The organism is Bartonella sp. CM86QHHN (genome assembly GCF_042194695.1).
Taxonomy (GTDB): Bacteria; Pseudomonadota; Alphaproteobacteria; order Rhizobiales; family Rhizobiaceae; genus Bartonella.
The window spans coordinates 57,603-79,077 of record NZ_JBHIND010000024.1; the positions used below are offsets into that span (position 1 = coordinate 57,603).

Annotated in this window: 16 protein-coding genes; 12 read left to right on the forward strand and 4 right to left on the reverse strand. The window is 40.3% G+C overall.

Annotated features, from left to right (window positions below; translation table 11 throughout):
• Window positions 1–90 precede the first annotated feature (90 nt).
• The 12 genes from ACFIKX_RS02230 to ligA all read left to right on the forward strand — a co-directional run bounded on the left by ACFIKX_RS02230 (window position 91) and on the right by ligA (window position 16,021).
• Window positions 91–1,245, forward strand: a complete 1,155-nt coding sequence (locus ACFIKX_RS02230; RefSeq protein WP_375628826.1) for an FtsW/RodA/SpoVE family cell cycle protein — start codon at window positions 91–93, stop codon at window positions 1,243–1,245.
• Window positions 1,238–2,374, forward strand: coding sequence for an undecaprenyldiphospho-muramoylpentapeptide beta-N-acetylglucosaminyltransferase (gene murG / locus ACFIKX_RS02235; protein WP_375628828.1), 1,137 nt, complete (start codon window positions 1,238–1,240; stop codon window positions 2,372–2,374). The genes ACFIKX_RS02230 and murG overlap by 8 nt, the downstream gene beginning before the upstream one ends.
• Window positions 2,358–3,785: a UDP-N-acetylmuramate--L-alanine ligase gene (gene murC, locus ACFIKX_RS02240; protein WP_375628830.1), complete on the forward strand. Its 1,428-nt coding sequence runs from the start codon at window positions 2,358–2,360 to the stop codon at window positions 3,783–3,785. Before murG ends, murC begins: the two co-directional genes overlap by 17 nt.
• A complete protein-coding gene (murB, locus tag ACFIKX_RS02245; protein ID WP_375628905.1) occupies window positions 3,763–4,740 on the forward strand; it encodes a UDP-N-acetylmuramate dehydrogenase in 978 nt (325 codons plus the stop codon). The genes murC and murB overlap by 23 nt, the downstream gene beginning before the upstream one ends.
• Window positions 4,741–4,978: 238 nt before the next feature.
• On the forward strand, window positions 4,979–5,899 hold the full coding sequence (locus ACFIKX_RS02250) for a D-alanine--D-alanine ligase (RefSeq protein ID WP_375628832.1): 921 nt from the start codon (window positions 4,979–4,981) through the stop codon (window positions 5,897–5,899).
• Window positions 5,887–6,798, forward strand: a complete 912-nt coding sequence (locus ACFIKX_RS02255) for a cell division protein FtsQ/DivIB (RefSeq protein WP_375628834.1) — start codon at window positions 5,887–5,889, stop codon at window positions 6,796–6,798. Before ACFIKX_RS02250 ends, ACFIKX_RS02255 begins: the two co-directional genes overlap by 13 nt.
• Window positions 6,795–8,096: a cell division protein FtsA gene (gene ftsA / locus ACFIKX_RS02260; RefSeq protein WP_375613372.1), complete on the forward strand. Its 1,302-nt coding sequence runs from the start codon at window positions 6,795–6,797 to the stop codon at window positions 8,094–8,096. The genes ACFIKX_RS02255 and ftsA overlap by 4 nt, the downstream gene beginning before the upstream one ends.
• 63 nt (window positions 8,097–8,159) lie before the next feature.
• Complete coding sequence (gene ftsZ / locus ACFIKX_RS02265) at window positions 8,160–9,932, forward strand: cell division protein FtsZ (RefSeq protein ID WP_375612001.1); 1,773 nt, start codon at window positions 8,160–8,162, stop codon at window positions 9,930–9,932.
• 213 nt (window positions 9,933–10,145) lie between these two features.
• Complete coding sequence (lpxC, locus tag ACFIKX_RS02270; RefSeq protein ID WP_375628837.1) at window positions 10,146–11,030, forward strand: UDP-3-O-acyl-N-acetylglucosamine deacetylase; 885 nt, start codon at window positions 10,146–10,148, stop codon at window positions 11,028–11,030.
• Window positions 11,031–11,188: 158 nt separating this feature from the next.
• Window positions 11,189–12,082 (forward strand): outer membrane protein assembly factor BamD, encoded by an 894-nt coding sequence (locus tag ACFIKX_RS02275; protein WP_375612003.1) that lies wholly within the window; start codon window positions 11,189–11,191, stop codon window positions 12,080–12,082.
• A 6-nt stretch (window positions 12,083–12,088) separates the two neighbouring features.
• A complete protein-coding gene (gene recN / locus ACFIKX_RS02280) occupies window positions 12,089–13,750 on the forward strand; it encodes a DNA repair protein RecN (RefSeq protein ID WP_375628839.1) in 1,662 nt (553 codons plus the stop codon).
• Window positions 13,751–13,861: 111 nt separating this feature from the next.
• Window positions 13,862–16,021 carry an NAD-dependent DNA ligase LigA gene (gene ligA, locus ACFIKX_RS02285; protein ID WP_375613376.1) on the forward strand — a complete coding sequence of 720 codons (2,160 nt, stop codon included), beginning with the start codon at window positions 13,862–13,864 and terminating at the stop codon, window positions 16,019–16,021.
• A 674-nt stretch (window positions 16,022–16,695) separates the two neighbouring features.
• Here ligA and ACFIKX_RS02290 read toward each other — a convergent pair.
• The 4 genes from ACFIKX_RS02290 to ACFIKX_RS02305 all read right to left on the reverse strand — a co-directional run bounded on the left by ACFIKX_RS02290 (window position 16,696) and on the right by ACFIKX_RS02305 (window position 21,391).
• Window positions 16,696–17,154: a hypothetical protein gene (locus tag ACFIKX_RS02290; RefSeq protein WP_375628841.1), complete on the reverse strand. Its 459-nt coding sequence runs from the start codon at window positions 17,152–17,154 to the stop codon at window positions 16,696–16,698.
• 909 nt (window positions 17,155–18,063) lie between these two features.
• The gene (locus tag ACFIKX_RS02295; RefSeq protein WP_375628843.1) at window positions 18,064–19,890 is read right to left on the reverse strand and encodes an aminopeptidase P family protein; all 1,827 of its coding nucleotides are present in this window, start codon (window positions 19,888–19,890) and stop codon (window positions 18,064–18,066) included.
• A gap of 22 nt (window positions 19,891–19,912) precedes the next feature.
• Complete coding sequence (locus ACFIKX_RS02300) at window positions 19,913–20,782, reverse strand: 50S ribosomal protein L11 methyltransferase (RefSeq protein ID WP_375628845.1); 870 nt, start codon at window positions 20,780–20,782, stop codon at window positions 19,913–19,915.
• Window positions 20,783–20,809: 27 nt separating this feature from the next.
• Entirely contained in the window at window positions 20,810–21,391 is a 582-nt protein-coding gene (locus ACFIKX_RS02305; protein ID WP_375628847.1) for an SCO family protein, read from the reverse strand.
• Window positions 21,392–21,475 lie beyond the last annotated feature (84 nt).

Below are 21,475 nucleotides of genomic sequence, written 5' to 3' on the forward strand. Positions count from 1 at the left end.
TTATGTAATTTAGTTTTTAAAGTGTTTGTTAAACAGGCTGGGGAACCATATCACTTTGAGATAATTTATAAAATGGATAAGGTGGATATCATGGTGACGCGTGCAGATAGAGATCCAATTGCTAATTGGTGGTGGACGATTGATCGCTCTGTCTTTGCAGCTTGTTTAATTTTAATGGGGATTGGCATTATGTTGTCTTTTGCTGCCAGCCCCACGATTGCAAAAAAAATCGGAATTGCTGATAGTTTTTATTTTGTTCGGTGGCATATCATTTTCAGCATTTCAGCATTTTTTACGATGGTGACTATTTCTTTTTTTTCAATTCCTAATATTCGTCGTTTATGTGCTCTTTTGCTTATTGTAACGCTTGCTTTTATGGTTGCAACCTTATTTTGGGGTCCAGAATTAAAGGGAGCACGGCGGTGGATTGTGCTCTTTGGTTTTTCTGTACAGGCTTCAGAGTTTATGAAGCCAGCTTTTGTGGTTATGTCCGCTTGGCTTTTTTCGGAACAGATACGCAGGAGGGGAATTCTAGGTTATACGTTAGCGATTGTACTTTATGGCATTTGTTGTGTGCTTCTGGTTTTGCAGCCTGATATTGGACAAACACTTTTAATAAGTGCAACATGGGGTGGTTTGTTTTTTATTGCTGGTGTGCCTCTAGCCGTTATTTTTCTCTTTCTCATTTTAGGTGCTGGAGGAATTGTTTTAGCTTATCTTTTTCTGTATCATGTGCGTGAGCGTATCAATGGTTTTTTGACAGGTGAAGGAGACACCTTTCAAGTAGATGTTGGACGTGAGGCTATTTTGAATGGTGGTTGGTTTGGGCAAGGTCCTGGGGAGGGAACAGTAAAACGTATTATTCCTGATAGCCATACAGATTTTGTATTTTCCGTTGCTGCTGAAGAATATGGTATTATTCTTTGTTTATTAATTATGATGCTTTTTGGTTTTATCGTTATGCGTTCATTGTATATAGCCATGAATACACGTGATTGCTTTATACGTCTTGGTATTACTGGCATAGCAATGATGATTGGCTTTCAATCAGCTATTAATATGGCCGTTAATCTTCACTTAATTCCTCCAAAAGGCATGACATTGCCTTTTATTTCTTATGGTGGTTCTTCGATGGTGGCGATTGCGTTTTCAATGGGCATTTTGCTTAGTTTAACACGTCGTTGGCCAGAAGCGCGCCTTTCAGCTTTTTCTTCCTCTTCTGCCTTGGATACTCCTTATGAATGATAAAAAAGTTATTGTTTTGGTGGCTGGTGGTACAGGTGGACATCTTTTTCCTGCTGAAGCCCTTTCTGTTGAATTAAGGCAGCGTGGATATGATGTTCATTTAATAACAGATGAAAGAGCACGCCCTTTTGTTCGGTGTTTTGATGAAGAGCATATTCATATCGTTTCATCGGCAACATTTACACGACGCCATCCTTTTGCTCTGATAAAGACGTTTTGGTCTTTGCTAAGGGGTATGGGGCAATCGTTGGCGTTGTTTTATAAATTACGTCCTGTTCTTGTTGGAGGATTTGGGGGGTATCCGAGCTTTCCTCCTCTTTTTATTGCGGCTTTAACGAGGCGTGTGACATTTATTCATGAACAAAATGCTGTTATGGGGCGTGCCAATCGGATGTTGGCAATTTTTGTGCGTGCAATCGCTGGTGGTTTGTTGTCACCAAATGGCGCTTATGCTCATAAAATACTTTTGACGGGGAATCCTGTCCGTGAGGCTGTGTTGAAGGCGGCCAAAATTCCTTATCATTCTTCAGAGGGAGAAAAGCCATTTAATTTTTTGATTTTTGGAGGTAGCCAAGGGGCTTCTGCTTTTTCACATATTGTTCCAGAAGCTATTGCTTTATTTGATGATAAGAACCGTAAACGTTTACGAATTGTACAGCAAGTCCGCGGTGAAGCAGGAAGGTTGATCAAAATCTATCGTGATATGGAGGTACAAGCAGAAGTTGCTCCTTTCTTTGATGATATGGCTGAACGTATGGCACATGCTCATTTTATTTTGTCGCGCGCTGGGGCTTCGTCCGTTTGTGAGATAGCGGTGATTGGTAGACCTGCTCTGCTTGTTCCCTATCCCCATGCTTTAGATCATGATCAGGCTGCCAATGCAGCTTTGCTTGCTCGTGTGGGGGGAGCGCAAATTATATCAGAAAAAGATTTAAATGCACAAAAGCTTTCTTCTCTTTTAATGCACGCTTGTTGTGCGCCCCATTTATTGGAAAAACAAGCGCTTGCTGCAAAAAAAGTTGGACAACCTCATGCAACCCGTCGCCTTGCTGATATGGCTGAATCCTTAATTGCAGGGCGATTGTTGTCAAATATAAAAGAGGAGCTTTTTAATGAAAATGCCACTTGATATAGGCGTTATCCATTTTATCGGAATCGGGGGGATCGGTATGAGTGGAATTGCGGAGGTTTTTTATAATCTTGGCTATAAAGTTCAAGGGTCAGATCAAGTTGAAAGTGCAAATGTTGAACGTTTGCGGAAAAAAGGAATTAACGTTCATATAGGTCATTGTGCTGAAAACTTAGGGAATGCAGAGGTTGTTGTTTTTTCTACTGCCGTTAAAAAAACAAATCCTGAGTATATTGCTGCAAAGGAAAGACATTTGCCGCTTGTCAGACGTGCAGAAATGCTGGCGGAGCTGATGCGGTTTCGGCGTGCAATTGCGGTGGGTGGTACACATGGTAAAACAACAACCACATCAATGGTCGCAGCCCTTCTTGATGCTGGTCATTTTGATCCAGTGGTGATTAATGGCGGTATTATTAATGCTTATGGTACGAATTCTCGTACAGGAGATGGCGATTGGATGATTGTTGAAGCTGATGAAAGTGATGGTACATTTTTAAAGCTGCCTGCTGATATTGCTGTTGTTACCAATATTGACGCTGAGCATTTGGATCATTATGGAAATTTTGATGCTGTGCGTGAGGCTTTTCGGCAATTCGTAGAAAATGTTCCTTTTTATGGTTTTGCTGTTTTGTGTCTTGATCATCCAGAGGTTCAGTCATTGGCGGGCCGTATTGATGATCGTTGGGTGATCACTTATGGTGAAAATCCACAAGCGGATGTTCGTTTTCTTAATCTTTCGATGGATGGTCAAAAAACGCATTTTGATGTTCTTGTTCGCTCACGCAAAACAGGAAGAAAGATTGAGTTAAAAAATTTGCTTTTGCCCATGGCAGGGCAGCATAATGTTGCCAATGCAACGGCGGCGATTGCTATTGCGCATGAACTTGGCATTTCAAATGAAGCTATAAAAAGGGGCTTAGCAGAATTTGGCGGAGTAAAACGGCGTTTTACGCGAACAGGAAGTTGGCGTGGCATTGAAATATTTGATGATTATGGACATCATCCTGTTGAAATAAAGGCAGTTTTGCGTGCTGCACGTGAGAGTGCAAAAGGGCGTGTTATTGCGATTGCACAACCCCATCGGTATTCGCGTTTGTATCATTTATTTGATGATTTTGCTGCTTGTTTTAATGATGCAGATACAGTGTTGATTACGCCCGTTTATGCGGCTGGTGAAGAACCTATTGTAGGATTTGGTTCTCAAGAATTGGTAGAGCATATTAAAATGGCTGGTCATCGTGATGTGCGCTTGATACATGGTCTGGAAGATGTTGTGTCTCTTGTCTCAACATTTGCTCAGGCAGAGGATTATGTGGTTTTTCTTGGTGCTGGCAATATCACACAATGGGCGTGTGCTTTGCCTCATCAGTTAGCGGTATTGGATGGTCATGATAAATTTTCAGCACATTGATGGTGAGGCGCTATTGGCGCAATTGCAACCACTGTTAGGGGGTATAAGAGGCAAGCTTACACCTAACGTTGAGATGCGTAAGGTGACGTGGTTTCGCACTGGTGGGTTGGCAGAACTTTTTTATCAGCCTGTTGATGAGGAAGATTTAGCTCTTTTCCTTCAAAATTTGCCTGAATTTATTCCTGTCACAATTGTCGGTATCGGTTCTAATCTTCTGGTGCGTGATGGGGGGGTTCCTGGTGTTGTGATTCGTCTTTCGCCAAAAAAATTTGGGCAAGTGAAACAAGTTTCTCCAAAAGGCTTTTTAGTTGGTGCTGGTACGGCGGATAAACATTTAGCTGCTGCCGCTTTAGAAGCTGAGATTGCAGGTTTTCATTTTTATCATGGTATTCCTGGAGGTCTTGGGGGAGCTCTCAAAATGAATGCGGGTGCGAATGGTGTTGAAACCGCAGCGCGTGTTGTCGAGGTCTATGCGCTGGATCGTAAAGGGCAACGTCATATCTTGAGTGTGAAAGATATGCATTATTCCTATCGCCATTGTGATATTCCTAAAGATTTTATTTTTACGGCTGCTTTATTAGAAGGAAAACTCGGCAATAAAGATGATATTCGTGCTGCTATGGATGAAGTTGCCCTCCACAGAGAAACAGTGCAACCTATTCGCGAAAAAACAGGGGGATCAACTTTTAGAAATCCTGAGAATGGATCTGCGTGGCGCGTGATTGATGAAGCAGGGTGTCGTGGTTTACGGATTGGTGGCGCTCAAATGAGTGAAATGCACTGTAATTTTATGATCAATACAGGGCAAGCAACAGGATATGATCTTGAAGCATTGGGAGAAACAGTGCGTGCGCGTGTTTTTGCAAATTCAGCCCACCTTTTACAATGGGAAATAGAGCGTATTGGTCAATTTGAGCGTGGTCGAAGTGTTCCTCCTTTTGATCCATTTCATTGATTTATTGTTCACTAAAAAAGTGAAAATAAAAAATTGAGTCATTTCAAAGAGATAATAAAAAATTTCTATTAAGAATCAATAAATTAACAAAGAATCTCTTGCATCAAGCTTTTGAGTCTGATTCATTATGCAAAATGCTAGGTTATTGATTCGCAAGGATAAACTTTGTTTTTCCTGTATGTAGTGCTGATGTATTCTATATAGACTACATATAGTATGCGAAAGAGGGTGATTTATTATGAAAGATAAACATATAGCTGTGTTAATGGGAGGTTTTTCTTCTGAACGGTCTATAAGTTTATCTTCAGGGGCGGCGTGTGCTGATGTTTTAGAGGTGCAGGGGTATCGCGTGAGCCGCGTGGATGTTGATGCTCATATTGCTTCTGTTCTTGAACAGTTGCAGCCCGATATTGCCTTCAATGCGTTGCATGGTCCATTTGGTGAAGATGGCCGGATTCAGGGGATTCTTGAATATTTAAAAATTCCTTATACTCATTCTGGCGTGATGGCATCTGCTTTGGCAATGGATAAGGGACGTGCAAAAATTATCGTTGCAAATGTTGGGGTTTGTGTTGCTCCTTCTCGTATCATGAGCCGCTTTGCTTTGGGTCGAACGCATCCCATGGAGCCTCCTTATGTAATTAAACCTGTGTGTGAAGGATCAAGTTTTGGTGTTGTCATTGTTCAAGGAAATGAAATTGCGCCGCCACATAATATTGGGGGAGCTGAGTGGGGGTATGCCGATGAGGTGATGATTGAAAAATATATTCCTGGTCGTGAATTGACTTGTGCTGTTTTGGGGAACGAAGTGCTGGATGTGTGTGAAATTCTTCCCGATAAACACTTTCCATTCTACGATTATGACTCAAAATATAAAACGGGTGGTTCTCTTCACATTTGTCCTGCACAACTTTCACTAAATATTTACCAAAGTGTGCAAAGAATGTCTTTAGCAGCCCATCAGGCGATAGGGTGTCGAGGTGTTAGCCGTTCTGATTTTCGTTTTGATGAAAAAACGGGAGAATTGGTTTGGCTTGAAATTAATACGCAACCAGGTATGACCTCGACGTCTCTTCTTCCTGATATTGCAAAAGCGAGCGGCCGTACTTACGGCGATATTGTTCAATGGATGGTGGAGGACGCATCATGTATGCGTTGAATGTTAATAAAACAAATGTTCCGATGGAGGTGCTTTCAGTGCCGGCTTTGCCACGTCTTTATCGTCGTTTTCTTCGGTTTATGTTTGAGTTTGTTTTTGTCAATATTCATATTCCACGCCATTTTGGCTCTTTTGCTGTTGTGTGGTTTTTCTTTGTTACGGCTTTTTATGGACTTTCATCAAGTGGTCAGATGGCTGTGATCGTAAATACGATCATATTGGATAGTAGTTTTGTGGTCACTCATGTCGATATAAGCGGTAATAAGCGCTTGGCAAAGCAGGATATTTTTAAAATTTTAAAACTTGATGTTGCGCCTTCTATATTCACTTTTGATGTTGAAAGAGCGCGTTCTCTGTTGGAAAAACAGGCTTGGGTGCAATCGGCTAATGTTCAGAAAATTTATCCCAATAGAATGCGCATTTCCATCGTGGAGCGTGAACCCTATGCCATTTGGCAACATGATGGCATAATGGATATTGTTGATAATACAGGTCGTGTCATTGTGCCTTTTAAAGGGGAAATTGTTCGGGATTTACCTCTTGTGGTTGGGCAGGGTGCACAAAATGCTGCTAAAGTGTTTATTCAAGCGCTGTCAGTCTATCCGGAAGTATATGATCGTATTCGTGCTTTTGTGCGGGTAGGTGATAGACGTTGGGATCTTGTTTTGAATAATGGAATGCGCGTTATGTTGCCTGAAAATGGTGCTCTTGAAAGGCTTTCTTCTCTTTTTTCGTCCGGTATAATGCAAGATCTTTTATCTCGCGATATTCTCAGTGTTGATTTACGTCTTGCTGATCGAATTACTGTTTCTTTATCAGATGAAACGTTGGAGCGTTATCATACTACTGTAGCAGAAGAAGAACGTATTTTAAAAGCGCGAAAGGCAGGAAGCCTATGATGCTACTCAGATCACATCATTTGAAGGGGCGTAAAACACGTTTTTTAACGGTACTTGATGTCGGTTCAAGTAAGATTGTTTGTCTTATTGCTTGTTTGCGTCCTTTGAAGCATGCACACTATTTACATGGTCGTACACATTCTACGGAAATTCTAGGCTTTGGAGTGCAGCGTTCACGTGGTATTAAATCCGGTGTTGTCATGGATATGTTTGCAGCAGAACAATCAATAAGATTGGCTGTTGATGCGGCAGAAAAAATGGCGGGTTTGGTGGTGGATTCAGTGATTGTGAATTTTTCCTCAAGTCGATTACAAAGTGCTTTGATTAATGGAAAGGTTCATTTGAATGGTCGTGAAGTCACCAAGCGTGATATGCGTATGGCCTTTTCAGATGTTTCGCGTAAAGCCTTTGATGCTGAACGTCATGTTATGCACTCAGTTCCAGTTTCTTATGTATTGGATGGAGATAAAGGAATTTTTGATCCTATTGGCATGGCAGGGGAAACATTTGGTGTCGACGTGCATGTGGTAACAGCAGAAACAGCCTCTTTGCGTAATTTGGAAACTTGTATTAATCGTGCACATTTGAGTGTTGAAGCAATGGTTGCTACTCCCTTTGCAAGTGGTCTTGCTGTCTTGATGAATGATGAGGCGCGTTTAGGGGCTGCATGTATTGATTTTGGTGGTGGAACAACAACATTTTCAGTGTTTTTTGAGGGGAAATTTATTCATGCAGATGCTCTTGCTGTTGGGGGGCATCATGTCACTCTTGATGTTGCGCGCGGATTTTCTATGTCTTTAACAGAGGCGGAACGTTTAAAAGTTGTTTATGGTTCAGCACTTTTAACAAGTGCTGATGAGCGGCAAATGATTAATGTAGCAGAAATTGGGAGTGAACAGCGTGAAACTCAATATCCTCGCGCGGTTCTTGGGCGTATCATTCGTGCGCGTGTTGAAGAAATTTTAGAAATGGTCCGTGATTGTTTAAATCGTTCTGGTTTTGGTCACATCATTGGTAAACGTGTTATTTTGACTGGGGGAGCAAGCCAGTTAACAGGATTGCCAGAAATGGCACGTACTATATTAGGAAGAAATGTTCGTATCGGGCGGCCTTTAGGTATTTCGAGGCTTCCTTCTCTTGCAAAAGGGGCGGCGTTTACATCTGCTGTTGGGTTGTTAATTTATCCGCAATTGGTGGGTTTTGAAGAAAAAACAATGCAGGCGGCAGGAAATCATTTATCGATGGGCACGCGTGGATATTTTCAGCGTGTTGGTCAGTGGTTGCGTGAGAGTTTTTAGTTAAGTCTAGTTGGATAAATTTCATCGCTTTGGCTTGCGGTGTCTTATGAGAAGGAAAAGAAAATGACGATTAATCTGCATCGGCCAGATATCGCGGAATTGAAGCCACGCATTACCGTTTTTGGTGTTGGAGGTGGTGGCGGGAATGCCGTGAATAATATGATAAATGCTGGTCTTCAGGGAGTTGACTTTGTTGTTGCAAATACGGATGCACAGGCTTTGGCTATGTCAAAGGCTGAACGTGTTATCCAACTTGGGGCAGCTGTGACAGAAGGTTTGGGTGCTGGGGCTTTGCCTGAAGTTGGACAAGCGGCGGCGGAGGAATGTATTGATGAAATTATTGATCATCTTGCAGACTCTCATATGGTTTTCATTACTGCTGGTATGGGGGGAGGAACTGGAACAGGGGCTGCTCCCGTTGTTGCTCGCGCAGCGCGTGAAAAAGGTATTTTGACTGTTGGTGTTGTGACAAAGCCGTTTCAGTTTGAAGGCGCACGTCGTATGAAAACGGCAGAGGCTGGTATTGAAGAATTACAAAAGTCTGTCGATACATTGATTGTTATTCCCAATCAAAATCTTTTCCGTATTGCAAATGATAAGACAACGTTTGCTGATGCTTTTGCTATGGCTGACCAAGTGCTTTATTCTGGTGTCGCTTCCATTACGGATTTGATGATTAAAGAGGGTTTGATTAACCTTGATTTTGCTGATGTTCGTTCTGTTATGCACGAAATGGGTCGAGCCATGATGGGAACGGGTGAGGCATCTGGTGATGGGCGTGCTTTGGCTGCGGCTGAAGCTGCTATTGCAAATCCATTGTTGGATGATACCTCTATGCGTGGGGCGCGTGGTTTATTGATTTCTATTACGGGTGGTCGTGATATGACTCTCTTTGAGGTTGATGAAGCTGCTAATCGTATTCGTGAAGAAGTAGATGCTGATGCGAATGTGATCTTTGGCGCTATTGATGATGAGTCATTGGAAGGTGTTATTCGTGTTTCTGTGGTTGCCACCGGTATTGATCGTGAAGTTAGTGATGTGGTTCAGTCCTCTCATCCTCAGATTCAAAGGCCTGCTTCTTCAATACGCAAGAGCGATCCTGGAACGTCACATAGTTCTTTTCATGTTCAATCATCGCCTCTGCGTTCTGAGTCAATGGTAGAAGTGATCGAATCACTTGAAATAGAGAAGGGTAAATCAACCGGAGAACAGTTCCGTCCCAAAAGTCAAATTTTTGCACAACCTGCAGAAGCAATGACGACACGAAGTGCCACGAATGCTGTTGCGTATGGTTCAAATGCTGTTCAGGAACAGAGATCAAATGTGCCTCGTATGCAAGTAAGCCGTGGTTCTCAACAGGCGATGACGGCTCCTGTGAGTATGGAGGCAACAGCGCATGTTCTTGATGAGATGACAGGGCTTGTGAAGCAAAAAGAAAAGCCAGTGCAACCAAAACAAATGCAACAAATGCAAGCGCGCGCTCCAATGCGTATGCCTGAGTTAAAGGATTTTCCTCCTGTTGCTCATGGACAAAGCCAAAGAACATTTGTGACGGATCAGGGTCCTCGTAATCTTTGGCAGCGTTTGAAACAGAGCTTGACACATCGTGAAGAAGCTGAGCCAGAAGCGAGGCTGGAGCCTGCTGTTAGATCGTCTCAGCAGAAAGATTCTCATGTTTACAATAAAAACTCTCAGGCGCTTTCTCAAGATGCTTCTGTTTATGTTCCACGTCGATCTGGTGAGCTGCATCCTCAGGTACCACAAGATCAGCGTACTTTTATAAGTGAAGAAGATCAGTTGGAAATACCAGCATTTTTACGTCGTCAGGCAAATTAATTGATGAAAAATGAGGTAAAGTAAGAAATTTTATTATTTCTTTAATGCTCAGTTAAAAATTATACAGTAAAATATATTACTGTTTTTGGATAAAATACTTTGTTTTAAAAAGACCGCTTACAATAAGCGGTTTTTTTTTATTATTTACTATGAATATTTTTTATAGTTTTATAAATTTTGTTAAAAGATGTACAAGCAATTTAATAAAATGATATGATGAATTTAGTACCAAAATATCAGTCTACTCTTAAAAAAGCAGTAACATTTAAGGGGATTGGCGTTCATAGTGGCTGTTTGTCAGTGGTAAAGGTTTGTCCAGCGGATGTTGGGTGTGGTATTGTTTTTAAGCGTTGTGGATTAGACGGAACAGAGAAAATATTTCAAGCCCATGCATCGCAAACAGGAGAAACTGAATTATCAACAGTACTTGGAGATGGAGATGTAAGGGTTGAAACAATTGAACATTTGATGGCGGCAATTGCTGCTTATAATTTGGATAATCTTGTTATTGAAGTGTCACATAATGAGATTCCTATTTTGGATGGTTCAGCGTGGCTATATTGCCAAGCTTTTGAAGATGTTGGTATTGTACAGCAAAATGCGTTGCGTTCTTATTTCATTATAAAAAAGCCGGTGCGGGTTGAAGGAGCTCATGGTGTTGCAGAGCTTTTGCCATTCGATGGACGTCGTTTTGATATAACGATCTCTTTTCCTTCTTCTGTTATTGGTAAGCAACATTTCAGTTTTGATCTTACCACACGAGGGTTTAGGGATGATTTGTCACGTGCGCGCACTTTTGGTTTTATCAAAGACGTGGAAGAATTAAGGCTTTCTGGAAAGGCGAGAGGCGCTTCTTTGGAAAATTCTCTTGTTATCGACCTTAATGATAAAATTTTAAATCCCGATGGTCCTTATTGGGAGAATGAATGTGTTCGGCACAAGATGCTTGATGCGATTGGTGATACTGCTTTGCTTGGGGCACCTTTTATTGGATTATTTCGTTCTTATTGTAGTGGGCATAGAATTAATGCGCAATTGGTGAAGGCTGTTTTGGCAGACGAATCATATTATGAAAAAAGCTTTTTAGAGAAAAAGTAAAAAAATTGGCAAGATTTTTTTATCGTTTATTTGATTTTTAAGGGGATGATTGACCTAAACTGCTAAATTGGTTATGTGGATTTTAAAGTGATATGGTATAAAACCTTTGATAAATTGTTTTTGCTACAAGGTGATATTCTGTGGAGGCCGGAAAAACTATGAAAAAATCTCATGTGTGCATTGGAAATATGACATATAGAAAATCTAACATTGTACGCAAGATATTGGGGGTGGTGCTTTTGGGAAGCACCTGTATGTTAGCGGGATGCCTCTTTAAAGAGAAAAATACCCTTGATCCATCTGCTTATGTTTTGAAAATAGAGCCACCAGATGTTCTCTATAATCAGGCGCTTGCTAGCCTTGAAAGTGGGCGGCTTGGGGATGCATCGAAGAAGTTTTTGAAGATTGAAAAACAGTACGCTTATACAGACTGGGGACGTAAATCTTTGGTCATGGGTGCTTTTACTAATTATCGACTCGGAAAGTATGATGATTCAATTAGTATGGCTCAACGCTATATTACTCTTTATCCAGGGTCGACTGACTCGGCTTATGCATACTATATTATTGGTCTTTCTTCTTTCCGTCGGATTCCTGATGTTACACGTGATCAACGTGATACGAAACGTGCTATTGCTGCTATGCAGCTTCTTATAGAGCGTTATCCTAATTCTGAGTATGTCAAGGATGCTAAGGATAAAATCCGTTTTGGTCGCGAACAGCTGGCTGGTAAAGAAATGCAGATTGGCCGTTATTATGAAGAGGGGCGGCGCTATCTTGCGGCAAGTAGACGGTTTCGTACCGTAGTTGAAGAGTATTCTGATACAAATCAAATTGAAGAAGCACTTTTCCGCTTGACTGAGGTTAATCTTGCTCTCGGCTTAACGGCGGAAGCACAGACGGCAGCAGCTATTTTAGGACGTAATTATCCCAAAAGTGAGTGGTATAAATTTTCTTATAATCTCTTGCAGAAGAATAAAATATCACCACGTGAGCATAAATCTTCTTGGATCTCAAATGCTTTAGGTGGTGACAAGAAGAGGGTACGTTGATTCTCTATGTTGGTACAGCTTTCGATTCATAATATTGTTTTGATCGAAACGCTCGATATTCATTTTACAGCGGGGTTGACGGTTTTAACTGGAGAAACGGGTGCGGGGAAGTCTATTCTCCTTGATGCTTTATCACTTGCTCTAGGGGGGCGGGGTGATGCTTCGCTTGTGCGTCATGGGGCTGACCGCGGGCAGGTCACAGCTGTTTTTGATGTGTCTGTTTCACATCCTGCACGTCAACTTATTCGTGAGAATGGTCTTGATGATGAGGGTGATATTATTTTACGACGTGTGCAATCAAGTGATGGACGTAGCCGTGTTTTTATCAATGATCAGGTGTCTAGTGTTGCATTGATGCGGAGTGTTGGCCGTTTGCTGGTTGAAATCCATGGACAACATGATGATCGTGCGCTTGTTGATGTTGCTACACATCGCCAATTATTAGATGCCTTTGGTGGTCTTGAAGATGAAGTGGAAAATTTGCGTCAGTGTTATCACACATGGCGTGAATGTGAGGAGCGTTTGCAACAGCAGCGTCTTAAAGTAGAGAGCGCTGTACGTGAGGTTGATTATCTTCGTGCGTGTGTAGAAGAGCTTGAAAAGCTTGATTTTCAAGTTGGTGAAGAAGATGCTCTTTCTCTTCGCCGTGCAGATATGCTTAAATTAGAAAAAATAGCAACGGATATAAAAGAAGCGGATGATCTTTTAACGGGTCAAAAATCACCAATCCCAGTGCTTTCCAATTTGGTGAGGCGTTTGGAGCGGAAAATTCCTGAGGCGCAAGAACTTATTGCACCAGTGGTGAAATCTATTGATGAGGCATTGCATGCACTTGCAACAGCACAAGAAGGTATTGAGGTGGCAATACGAGCATTGGACTTTGAACCTGATGAATTGGAACGGATAGAAGAACGTCTTTTTGCTCTTCGGGGTTTTGCTCGTAAATATCAAGTTTCTGCGGATGAATTGGTTCAGTTACGCGATAAAATGGATGCTGAACTGGCTGATTTTGAAGAGGCTCAGACCATATTGACACGTTTTGAAGATGAGGCAGAGCAGGCAAAGAAAAATTATGATACATTGGCGCAAGCCTTAACAATAAAGCGTCGGGAGACAGCAAGGCATTTATCTGAAAGTGTTATGGCTGAGTTGCCGGCATTGAAGTTAGAGAGGGCTGAATTTATTGTTGAAATGCAAAGTGATATGGAAAAGCGGAGTGCAGAGGGATGTGATCGTATTGAATATTGGGTGCGGACAAATCCTGGAACACGTGCTGGGCCGATGCTTAGTGTGGCTTCTGGCGGTGAATTATCTCGTTTTTTGCTGGCATTAAAAGTTGTTTTATCTGATCGAGGATCAGCACCGACGCTGATTTTTGATGAAATTGATACAGGCGTTGGGGGGGCTGTTGCAGCGGCTATTGGGCAACGGTTGCAACGCTTATCAGAACATGTCCAAGTTTTCGCTATTACGCATGCTCCACAGGTTGCATCGAAAGCGCATGGTCATTTTCTTATTTCAAAAATTGAGAGTCATGATAAAGGACGCTTTGTTACTGCGATTCATAAAATGAAAGAACATGAGCGTGCAGAAGAAATTGCCCGTATGTTGGCTGGAGAACAGATTACTGAAGAAGCGCGTGCAGCGGCTCAAAAGCTTCTCGCATAAAGGTAATTAGTCAGCGATAAAAATACTAGAAAGCTTATATTTATTGAGATTCACTTGATGAGGAGGCGTGAGAGGCCCATGTGGCAGCGCTTGTAATTTGGAATAGATTTTATGAACAAAGATGCATATAAAAATCTCACAGCTGTTGAAGCAGAACGTGAATTAGAGTGGTTGGCAAAAGAGATTGCACGTCATGATGTGCTTTATAATCGTGATGATCAGCCTGAAATTTCTGATGCAGAATATGATGCTTTACGTCGTCGTAATGCAGAAATTGAAGCTCTTTTTCCAGAGCTTATACGTATTGATTCTCCTTCACATAAAATTGGAGCCCCAATTTCTGAAAAATTTGAAAAATCTGTTCATGCACAGCCTATGCTTTCACTTGATAATGCGTTTAGCTCTGAAGATGTTACTGAATTTGTTGAGCGTATTCGTCGTTTTTTACGGCTTCCAGAAACACAAGTGTTGGAAATAACAGCGGAGCCAAAAATTGATGGTTTATCTTTGTCTTTGCGCTACGAAAAGGGGCAGCTTGTGCGTGCGGCAACGCGTGGGGATGGAACTGTCGGTGAAAATGTGACGGCAAATGCCCGAACAATTGCTGATATTCCACAAGTTTTGCAAGGTGATTTTCCTGATATCATTGAGGTGCGTGGTGAAGTTTATATGGGGCGGGAAGATTTCCAAGCACTAAATATCAGCCAACAAGAGAAGGGCAAGTTAACCTTTGCCAATCCTCGAAATGCGGCGGCTGGTTCTCTCCGTCAGCTTGATTCACGGATAACCGCTAGCAGAAAACTTCAATTTTTTGCTTATGCTTGTGGTGAGGTGAGTGAAATATTGGCAGAAAGTCAAATGGAGATGATGAAAAAGCTAAAAGAGTATGGCTTTGTTATCAATCCATTAACAAAAGTCTTTAAGACAGTAGAAGATATTATTTGCTATTATCACGATATCGAAGAATGCCGTCATTCTTTAAGCTATGATATTGATGGCATTGTTTATAAGGTTAATGATTTGATGCTCCAAAAGCGCTTGGGGTTTGTTTCTCGTTCGCCGCGTTGGGCTATCGCCCATAAATTTCCAGCAGAAAAAGCGATAGCGCTTTTGGAAGATATTGACATTCAAGTTGGTCGCACGGGAGCTTTGACACCTGTTGCACGTCTTACGCCTATTACTGTTGGTGGAGTGGTGGTGACCAATGCTAGTTTGCATAATGAGGATTATATTAAGGGAATTGGTCATAAAGGAGAGCCCATTCGTGAAGGACGTGATATCCGTGTAGGTGATAGCGTGATTGTACAACGTGCTGGTGATGTGATCCCTCAAGTTATTGATGTTATCATTGAAAAACGCCCGAAAGATGCTGCTGTTTTTATTTTTCCTCATTTGTGTCCAGCTTGTGGGAGTCATGCTGTTCGTGAAGTGGGAGAAGCCGTGCGTCGCTGTACAGGGGGGCTTATTTGTCCTGCACAAGCAATTGAACGTATTCGTCATTTTGTTTCACGCAATGCTTTTGATATTGAAGGCTTGGGTAAAAAACAGGTAGAGTTTTTTTTCTATGCTCAAGATGAGGCGCTTTGTATTCATACACCAGCCGATATTTTTACTTTACAACGGCGCCAAGAAAAGTCTTTGATACGTTTGGAAAATATGGAAGGTTTTGGTACTGTTTCAGTGCGAAAATTGTATGATGCCATTAATGCGCGCCGAGAAATTCCTTTGAGCCGTTTTTTGTTTGCATTGGGGATTCGTCATGTTGGCGAAGTGAATGCACGCCGCCTTGCACGTGCTTATAAAAATTATACAGCTTTTGAGACTGCGGCTATGGAAGCATTTATGCCATGTGATAAGGAAAATGAAGAAGGAAATGAGGCTTGGATAGAGCTTACCAATATCGAAGGAATTGGACCACAGGTAGGGAGCGCAATTGTTGATTTTTATCAAGAAGAGCATAACCGTGAGATTTTATCTGTTTTGCTTGAAGAAGTAACTCCTCTTGATGAGGAGCCTATCATAGCAGATTCTTCACCTATAGCGGAGAAGATCATTGTTTTTACAGGAACTTTGGCGCATATGTCACGCGATGAAGCAAAAGCATTGGCAGAGCGATTAGGGGCTAAAACATCTGGTTCACTTTCTAAAAAAACAGATCTTCTTGTTGCAGGACCTGGAGCGGGCTCCAAATTGGCTAAAGCTGAGGAATTAGGTGTTGAGGTTATTGATGAAGAGGCTTGGCTACAGCTGATTGAGAAACATAATGTTTAGAGGATGTTTTCTAGAAGATGCATATGCTGTTTGTGTGGTTATCTCTCTTACATTTGGGGGAGCTGGAATCAAAAAGGAGATAAAGGGGCTATTTTTTGCAAACATAGAATGCCAATATATTTTGATATTTATTAAGTTATTAAAAATGATTAACGCTGAGCTTAAATATTAAACTTAAACTATTATGATGAAGAATATGCAAGGTTATTATTAGTAAAAGATATAAATTATTACTGTGAAGAAAGGTAAAATTTTTGAACAAATATGTAGAATTTAATCCAAAATGCCGTAATAAACCGATTATAATGACGTAATAGAAATGTAACGCGGAAGATTACAAAATATAATAAAACATTCCGCTATAAATGAATAAGGGATATAAATGCGAGTTGTTTATTATGTTGAATTTATAAAAGATTACTGGTACCTATACTTATCAGGCATTATTAGATGGTACACTTGTCCAATTTCATTACAAAATTTCGGATATTCGCTAATGCGTCTATTCGGATATTCGCTAATGCGTCTAGCAGCATAATTTTTTTCCTGACTTCCTTCATCTCTCTCAAATTTCTCAGCATAGGAAATTTCATTTATTAGAGCTAGTATTTGGACTGAGAATATTTCAGAATTAAATACCATTCGTGCATATCCAAACATTGGATCTGTCGAGTTCATGACCAAATTTTTTGCCCAAATGAAATCGCTTTCTTTCCAATTATATTGAGAACGTAGCTTATGTATGTAGGTAGGGATAATGCTGGAAATTTTTTAGTATACTCTCCCTGTAATAAGTCCACAAGGCATGCACACCAAACAACTTTCGCATGGATAAGATTTATATTTTCAGGAATTAGCACTATCATACCAGGGCTTAGAACATGATATACACCATAACTCTTATTATCTAGATATTTTTTCGCAATTTCTAGGCGTTCTTCGTATATATTATCAGGATATTGTGTCTTTACGTATTCTTCATATAATTTATCGTACTGATTTGGAGTAATGACTTGATTTTCAGAAAATACAGCAATAGGAACTCGCTTAAATTTAGTAATTTCATTCAATACAGAAGGTCCAATATAGTATCCAAATAATAATATTACGGAACAAAATAAAATTACACGCATTAGGATAATCACTTTATTTCTAAAATACTGGATAAGGAAAGGATATAGATTACTAAGATCTGTGCTTAAGATTTTGTTAACTAATAAGCTATAAGACACACGTTTTATTGTGTATTTTTCAGAGCATTTGTAAAACTCTGTAGAGAATTTGAATCTTCTTTATTTACGTGACTGTTTTTGTGTTATCTAGTTTTTATATCCTCTGTTATTGTTGTTAATTTTTAGCTGAATAACACATTCAGGTAAAAACACATGCCTCCATATATGTTGTTTTTATACTGTGCAGTTGGAAACTATCTATATTGTGGATAACGTTTTTTCAACAGTAAGTAATAGTCTAGAAAATAATATTGTATTGTTAACTATGCAAATAAATAAAAAACCTTAACGCTGATGTTATCATCATGCTCCTTCTTTTAATTCTAAATACTTAATTTTATTTCATGGCAGATTCTATTTCATTGTAGCAATATGTATTATAATGAATTACAGCTATTGTAAATGATTCAAGAATTAAAATAATATAAATTATCATTGTGAAGCAAACAAAAAGGTAAAATTTATTCGAATAAATATGCAGAATTTTTGAATCCAAACAGCGTAATAAGCTGGTTATAATAGGTGTTTTAGAAATACGATGCGGAGGGTTACAAAATATAACGAAAGTTTCCATATAAAGAAACTAGGGATATGAGAGTGTCTAGATGGAGATCGCCAAGATAAGTATTACCGCGTATAGGTGTATCTCATCTTGCTTCACCGAGGTTAGCGTTTACCGTACCAGCAAAAAACTTGAAGTATCTTGTAGAAATATTTTTTGTGTTTGCTGATGGTAAATTCGCACTTCTCTCTTTAAAAGAGAAGGGTGTAGTGTTTTGTAGAAAGGGTAAAAGTTATAGGTTGCTTCATTTAAAGGGGCATTGTTGCTTCTTTTGCCCATTTTTTATCTTCTTCATTTAAGTAAGGTGCATTCATCTGATAAACGCGCGCATGGTAATCATTGAGCCATTGTCGTTCTTCTTGTGTCAAAAGCTCTGGAAGGATTAACCGTCGATCAATGGGGCAATGTGTGAGTGTTTCGAACGAGAGCATTTCTATATCTCCACCATCAATTTTTTGTGCTGGCTTCACAATCATCAAATTTTCAAGACGGATACCAAAAGCGCCTTCGCGGTAATAGCCTGGCTCGTTTGAAAGAATCATACCGGAGATGAGTTCTTGGCACCCTTTACGAGAAATATTTTGCGGTCCTTCATGGACAGAAAGATAAGATCCAATACCATGACCGGTGCCATGGGCATAATCAAAACCAGCTTTCCACAATGCAATGCGTGCAAGAGCATCAAGGTCTTGTCCACGGGTTCTTTTGGGAAAGCAAGCAGTTGAAAGAGTAATCATGCCCTTGAGAACAAGAGTGAAACAGCGTTTTTCTTCTTCTCCAATATTCCCAATTGCTACTGTACGTGTGACATCAGTCGTGCCATCACGATATTGTCCACCTGAATCAACGAGGTAAAGTTCACCGGCTTTGAGTGGTTTATTTGTTTGCGTTGTTACACGATAATGAATAATGGCACCATTTTCTCCTGCTGCTGAAATTGTATCAAAAGAAAGATCTTCAAGTTTTTCTCCCATTTCTTTTGCTGTATTTATGCGAAATTCTTCTAATTTTTGAGCAGCAGAAATTTCACTTATTGACCCTGGTATTTGTTTATCTAACCAAGAAAAAAAACGGGTTAGGGCAACACCATCGCGTAGATGCGCTTTGCGTGCGCCATTGAGTTCTGTGTCATTTTTAATGGCACGTGGTAGAGCAGCAGGATCGGTAAGTGTGATAAAAAAGCTATTTTTTTCTTCAATAACAGTTCGTAATTTTTCGCATGTTAGCTGTGGATCTAAGGCAAACACTGTCCCTTTTTGAACATACTCTTTGATCTTGGGAATAAGCTGTTCTGGTTCATATAATTTTGCATAACGTTCTAGATATTGTTTCTGTTCTACACCAAGTTTTTTGCTGTCAATGAATAAAGCTGGTGTTTTGTTAAGTGGAATGAGAGCAAAACAAAGGGAAAAAGGCGTGTTGGAAACATCATTGCCCCGTATATTGAATGTCCATGCAATGGAAGAGGGGTCTGTAAAAATAAAAGCATTTGCATGAGTTTGCTGTATATCTTTGTAAATCAAAGCGAGTTTTTCATCTGTATCGCACCCAGCATATTTGAGAGGGTGAATTGATAAGGCAGATTGTGGTAATTTTGGTTGATCATGCCAGAGCAGATCAATGGGATTATGTTGAACTTCTACAAGTTTTCCACCTGCTTTCATTTCTAATGCGTTTTTTAATGCATCGGTGGCAGCAATCGTGTGGAGCCATGGATCAAAGCCAATAGAAAGTTTTTGACCATTTTTTTCAAGCCATTGTGAGGGAGGACAAGTTATGAGATCTTCATAATTAAAAATATCAGGATCAGTTTGTTGGCGAACTTGGAGCTTATATCGCCCATCTGTAAATATGATGGCTTTGTTTTTTAAAATCAGTGCAATCCCAGCTGATCCAGTAAAGCCGGTTAACCAGCTAAGGCGTTGAGCATGAGGAGGGACATACTCTCCTTGGTGTTCATCGCACCGCGGAACAAGAAAACCATCGAGTCCAAGGTGATCGAGTTCTTTACGAAGGCAAGAAATGCGTTCTGCTGCATAAGCAGGATTTGTTGTCGCCTCAAAAGATTGATACATAACGACGTCCTTTTCTTTTATTTTATTTCAGGTGTATCGTAACCCATCCTTGCCGGTGGTATGTTTCGATATGCTTCAGTCCTTGTTTTATATAAGTCTCCAAAACATGGGCATGTTGTTCTTCAAGAATTCCAGAGAGTATAAGTGATCCCCCTTTTTGAAGTGCCGTTACCACTTCTTGCGCAAGTTCAATAAGCGGATTAGCAAGGATATTGGCAACAATGAGATCAAAAGGGGCTCGTGATGCAATTGCATCATGGGCAAAACCTGTTGCTGTAATAGCTGTAACATATTCATTGACACCATTGAATTCGATATTGTGTTGTGCAACTTGAATAGCAATTGGGTCAATATCGGATGCAAGCACAGTAATTGGTTTGAGCATTGCTATGCCAATGGCTAGTACACCGCTCCCAGTACCAAGATCAAGGGCATTTTGGGGATTTTCGTGTTTCATGACTTTGGCAATCATTTCTAAACAACCGGCTGTTGTTCCATGATGTCCGGTGCCAAAAGCTTGATTAGCTTCAATTTCAATAGGGAGAACATTTGCTGGAATGGCGTTTCGGTTGTGACTTCCATGAAGGAAAAAAGGACCGGCTTGCACAGGTTTTAGTCCTTCTAGGCTTTTTTGTACCCAATCAATGTTGGGTAAAACTTCCATATTAATTTTATCAAAATCTATAGAGAGAACGCTTGCAAAATGTTTTAATGCGTTCTCTTGATTGTCTTGATCGACATATAGAGAAAGCTCATATACAGCATTTTGTTCATCTATCTCTGTAAGAGCAAGAGGATAACCTTCTTCGTCAAAGGCTGTTTCTATAAGGGTATAGAACCGTTCTGCTTCATTTTTAGAAGCAGTATAATAGAGGCGAATTTGTTGCGACATGCTGTTCTTTCTTTTGATCGGCTTTTTTTAGTTTAAGATGAGTTTTTTTAACCGTTCAATGGCGATTTCATCTTTTAATTCGCTATCGCTTTCTTTCGTGTCATAACGAATAACGCCAGCTAATTTTCCACCTTTTTTGAGTAAAAAAATTGCTGCTGTATGGTTATATGTATAGTTTCCATCTGTTTCAGGGACTTTTTCAGCAACGATGTTGAAAGAATTGACCATTTTATGAACTTTATCAGGATCTCCACTAATGCCAACAATTTTATTGTTAAAATTACTGAGATAATCATGGAGTACTTTTGGTGTGTCACGTTCAGGATCAACAGTCACAAACCATATACCTAATTTATCAGCTTCAGGCCCAAGGGCTGTAAGCCATCGATCAAGATTCATCAGTGTGGTAGGGCAGCTTTCAGGACACATAGTGAAGCCGAAAAAAATTATTGAAGGCTTGCTTCGAACATCAGCCTCAGTAATATTTTTTCCATTAGAATCAGTGAGAGTAAAGTTATCACCTAAAGGCTTATTTGTCAGCGTATCATAAATAAAAACACCTGCAAGAAATATGATTGTCAGCCCCAAGATGCGTATTACATTTTTCATAGTTTGACTCTCTTAGATAGATCGAGAAATTGTAACATCGGCAGGTTTGTTTTGCAATGTTTGTTTCATGGTTGATTTTATTGG

What these genes read in the sequence shown, in the direction of transcription:
- ACFIKX_RS02230 (WP_375628826.1), top strand. Translation starts at nt 91, where the DNA reads ATGGTGACGCGTGCAGATAGAGATCCAATTGCTAATTGGTGGTGGACG.
- murG (WP_375628828.1), top strand. Translation starts at nt 1,238, where the DNA reads ATGAATGATAAAAAAGTTATTGTTTTGGTGGCTGGTGGTACAGGTGGA.
- murC (WP_375628830.1), top strand. Translation starts at nt 2,358, where the DNA reads ATGAAAATGCCACTTGATATAGGCGTTATCCATTTTATCGGAATCGGG.
- murB (WP_375628905.1), top strand. Translation starts at nt 3,763, where the DNA reads ATGATAAATTTTCAGCACATTGATGGTGAGGCGCTATTGGCGCAATTG.
- ACFIKX_RS02250 (WP_375628832.1), top strand. Translation starts at nt 4,979, where the DNA reads ATGAAAGATAAACATATAGCTGTGTTAATGGGAGGTTTTTCTTCTGAA.
- ACFIKX_RS02255 (WP_375628834.1), top strand. Translation starts at nt 5,887, where the DNA reads ATGTATGCGTTGAATGTTAATAAAACAAATGTTCCGATGGAGGTGCTT.
- ftsA (WP_375613372.1), top strand. Translation starts at nt 6,795, where the DNA reads ATGATGCTACTCAGATCACATCATTTGAAGGGGCGTAAAACACGTTTT.
- ftsZ (WP_375612001.1), top strand. Translation starts at nt 8,160, where the DNA reads ATGACGATTAATCTGCATCGGCCAGATATCGCGGAATTGAAGCCACGC.
- lpxC (WP_375628837.1), top strand. Translation starts at nt 10,146, where the DNA reads ATGATGAATTTAGTACCAAAATATCAGTCTACTCTTAAAAAAGCAGTA.
- ACFIKX_RS02275 (WP_375612003.1), top strand. Translation starts at nt 11,189, where the DNA reads ATGAAAAAATCTCATGTGTGCATTGGAAATATGACATATAGAAAATCT.
- recN (WP_375628839.1), top strand. Translation starts at nt 12,089, where the DNA reads ATGTTGGTACAGCTTTCGATTCATAATATTGTTTTGATCGAAACGCTC.
- ligA (WP_375613376.1), top strand. Translation starts at nt 13,862, where the DNA reads ATGAACAAAGATGCATATAAAAATCTCACAGCTGTTGAAGCAGAACGT.
- ACFIKX_RS02290 (WP_375628841.1), bottom strand. Translation starts at nt 17,154, where the DNA reads ATGCGTGTAATTTTATTTTGTTCCGTAATATTATTATTTGGATACTAT.
- ACFIKX_RS02295 (WP_375628843.1), bottom strand. Translation starts at nt 19,890, where the DNA reads ATGTATCAATCTTTTGAGGCGACAACAAATCCTGCTTATGCAGCAGAA.
- ACFIKX_RS02300 (WP_375628845.1), bottom strand. Translation starts at nt 20,782, where the DNA reads ATGTCGCAACAAATTCGCCTCTATTATACTGCTTCTAAAAATGAAGCA.
- ACFIKX_RS02305 (WP_375628847.1), bottom strand. Translation starts at nt 21,391, where the DNA reads ATGAAAAATGTAATACGCATCTTGGGGCTGACAATCATATTTCTTGCA.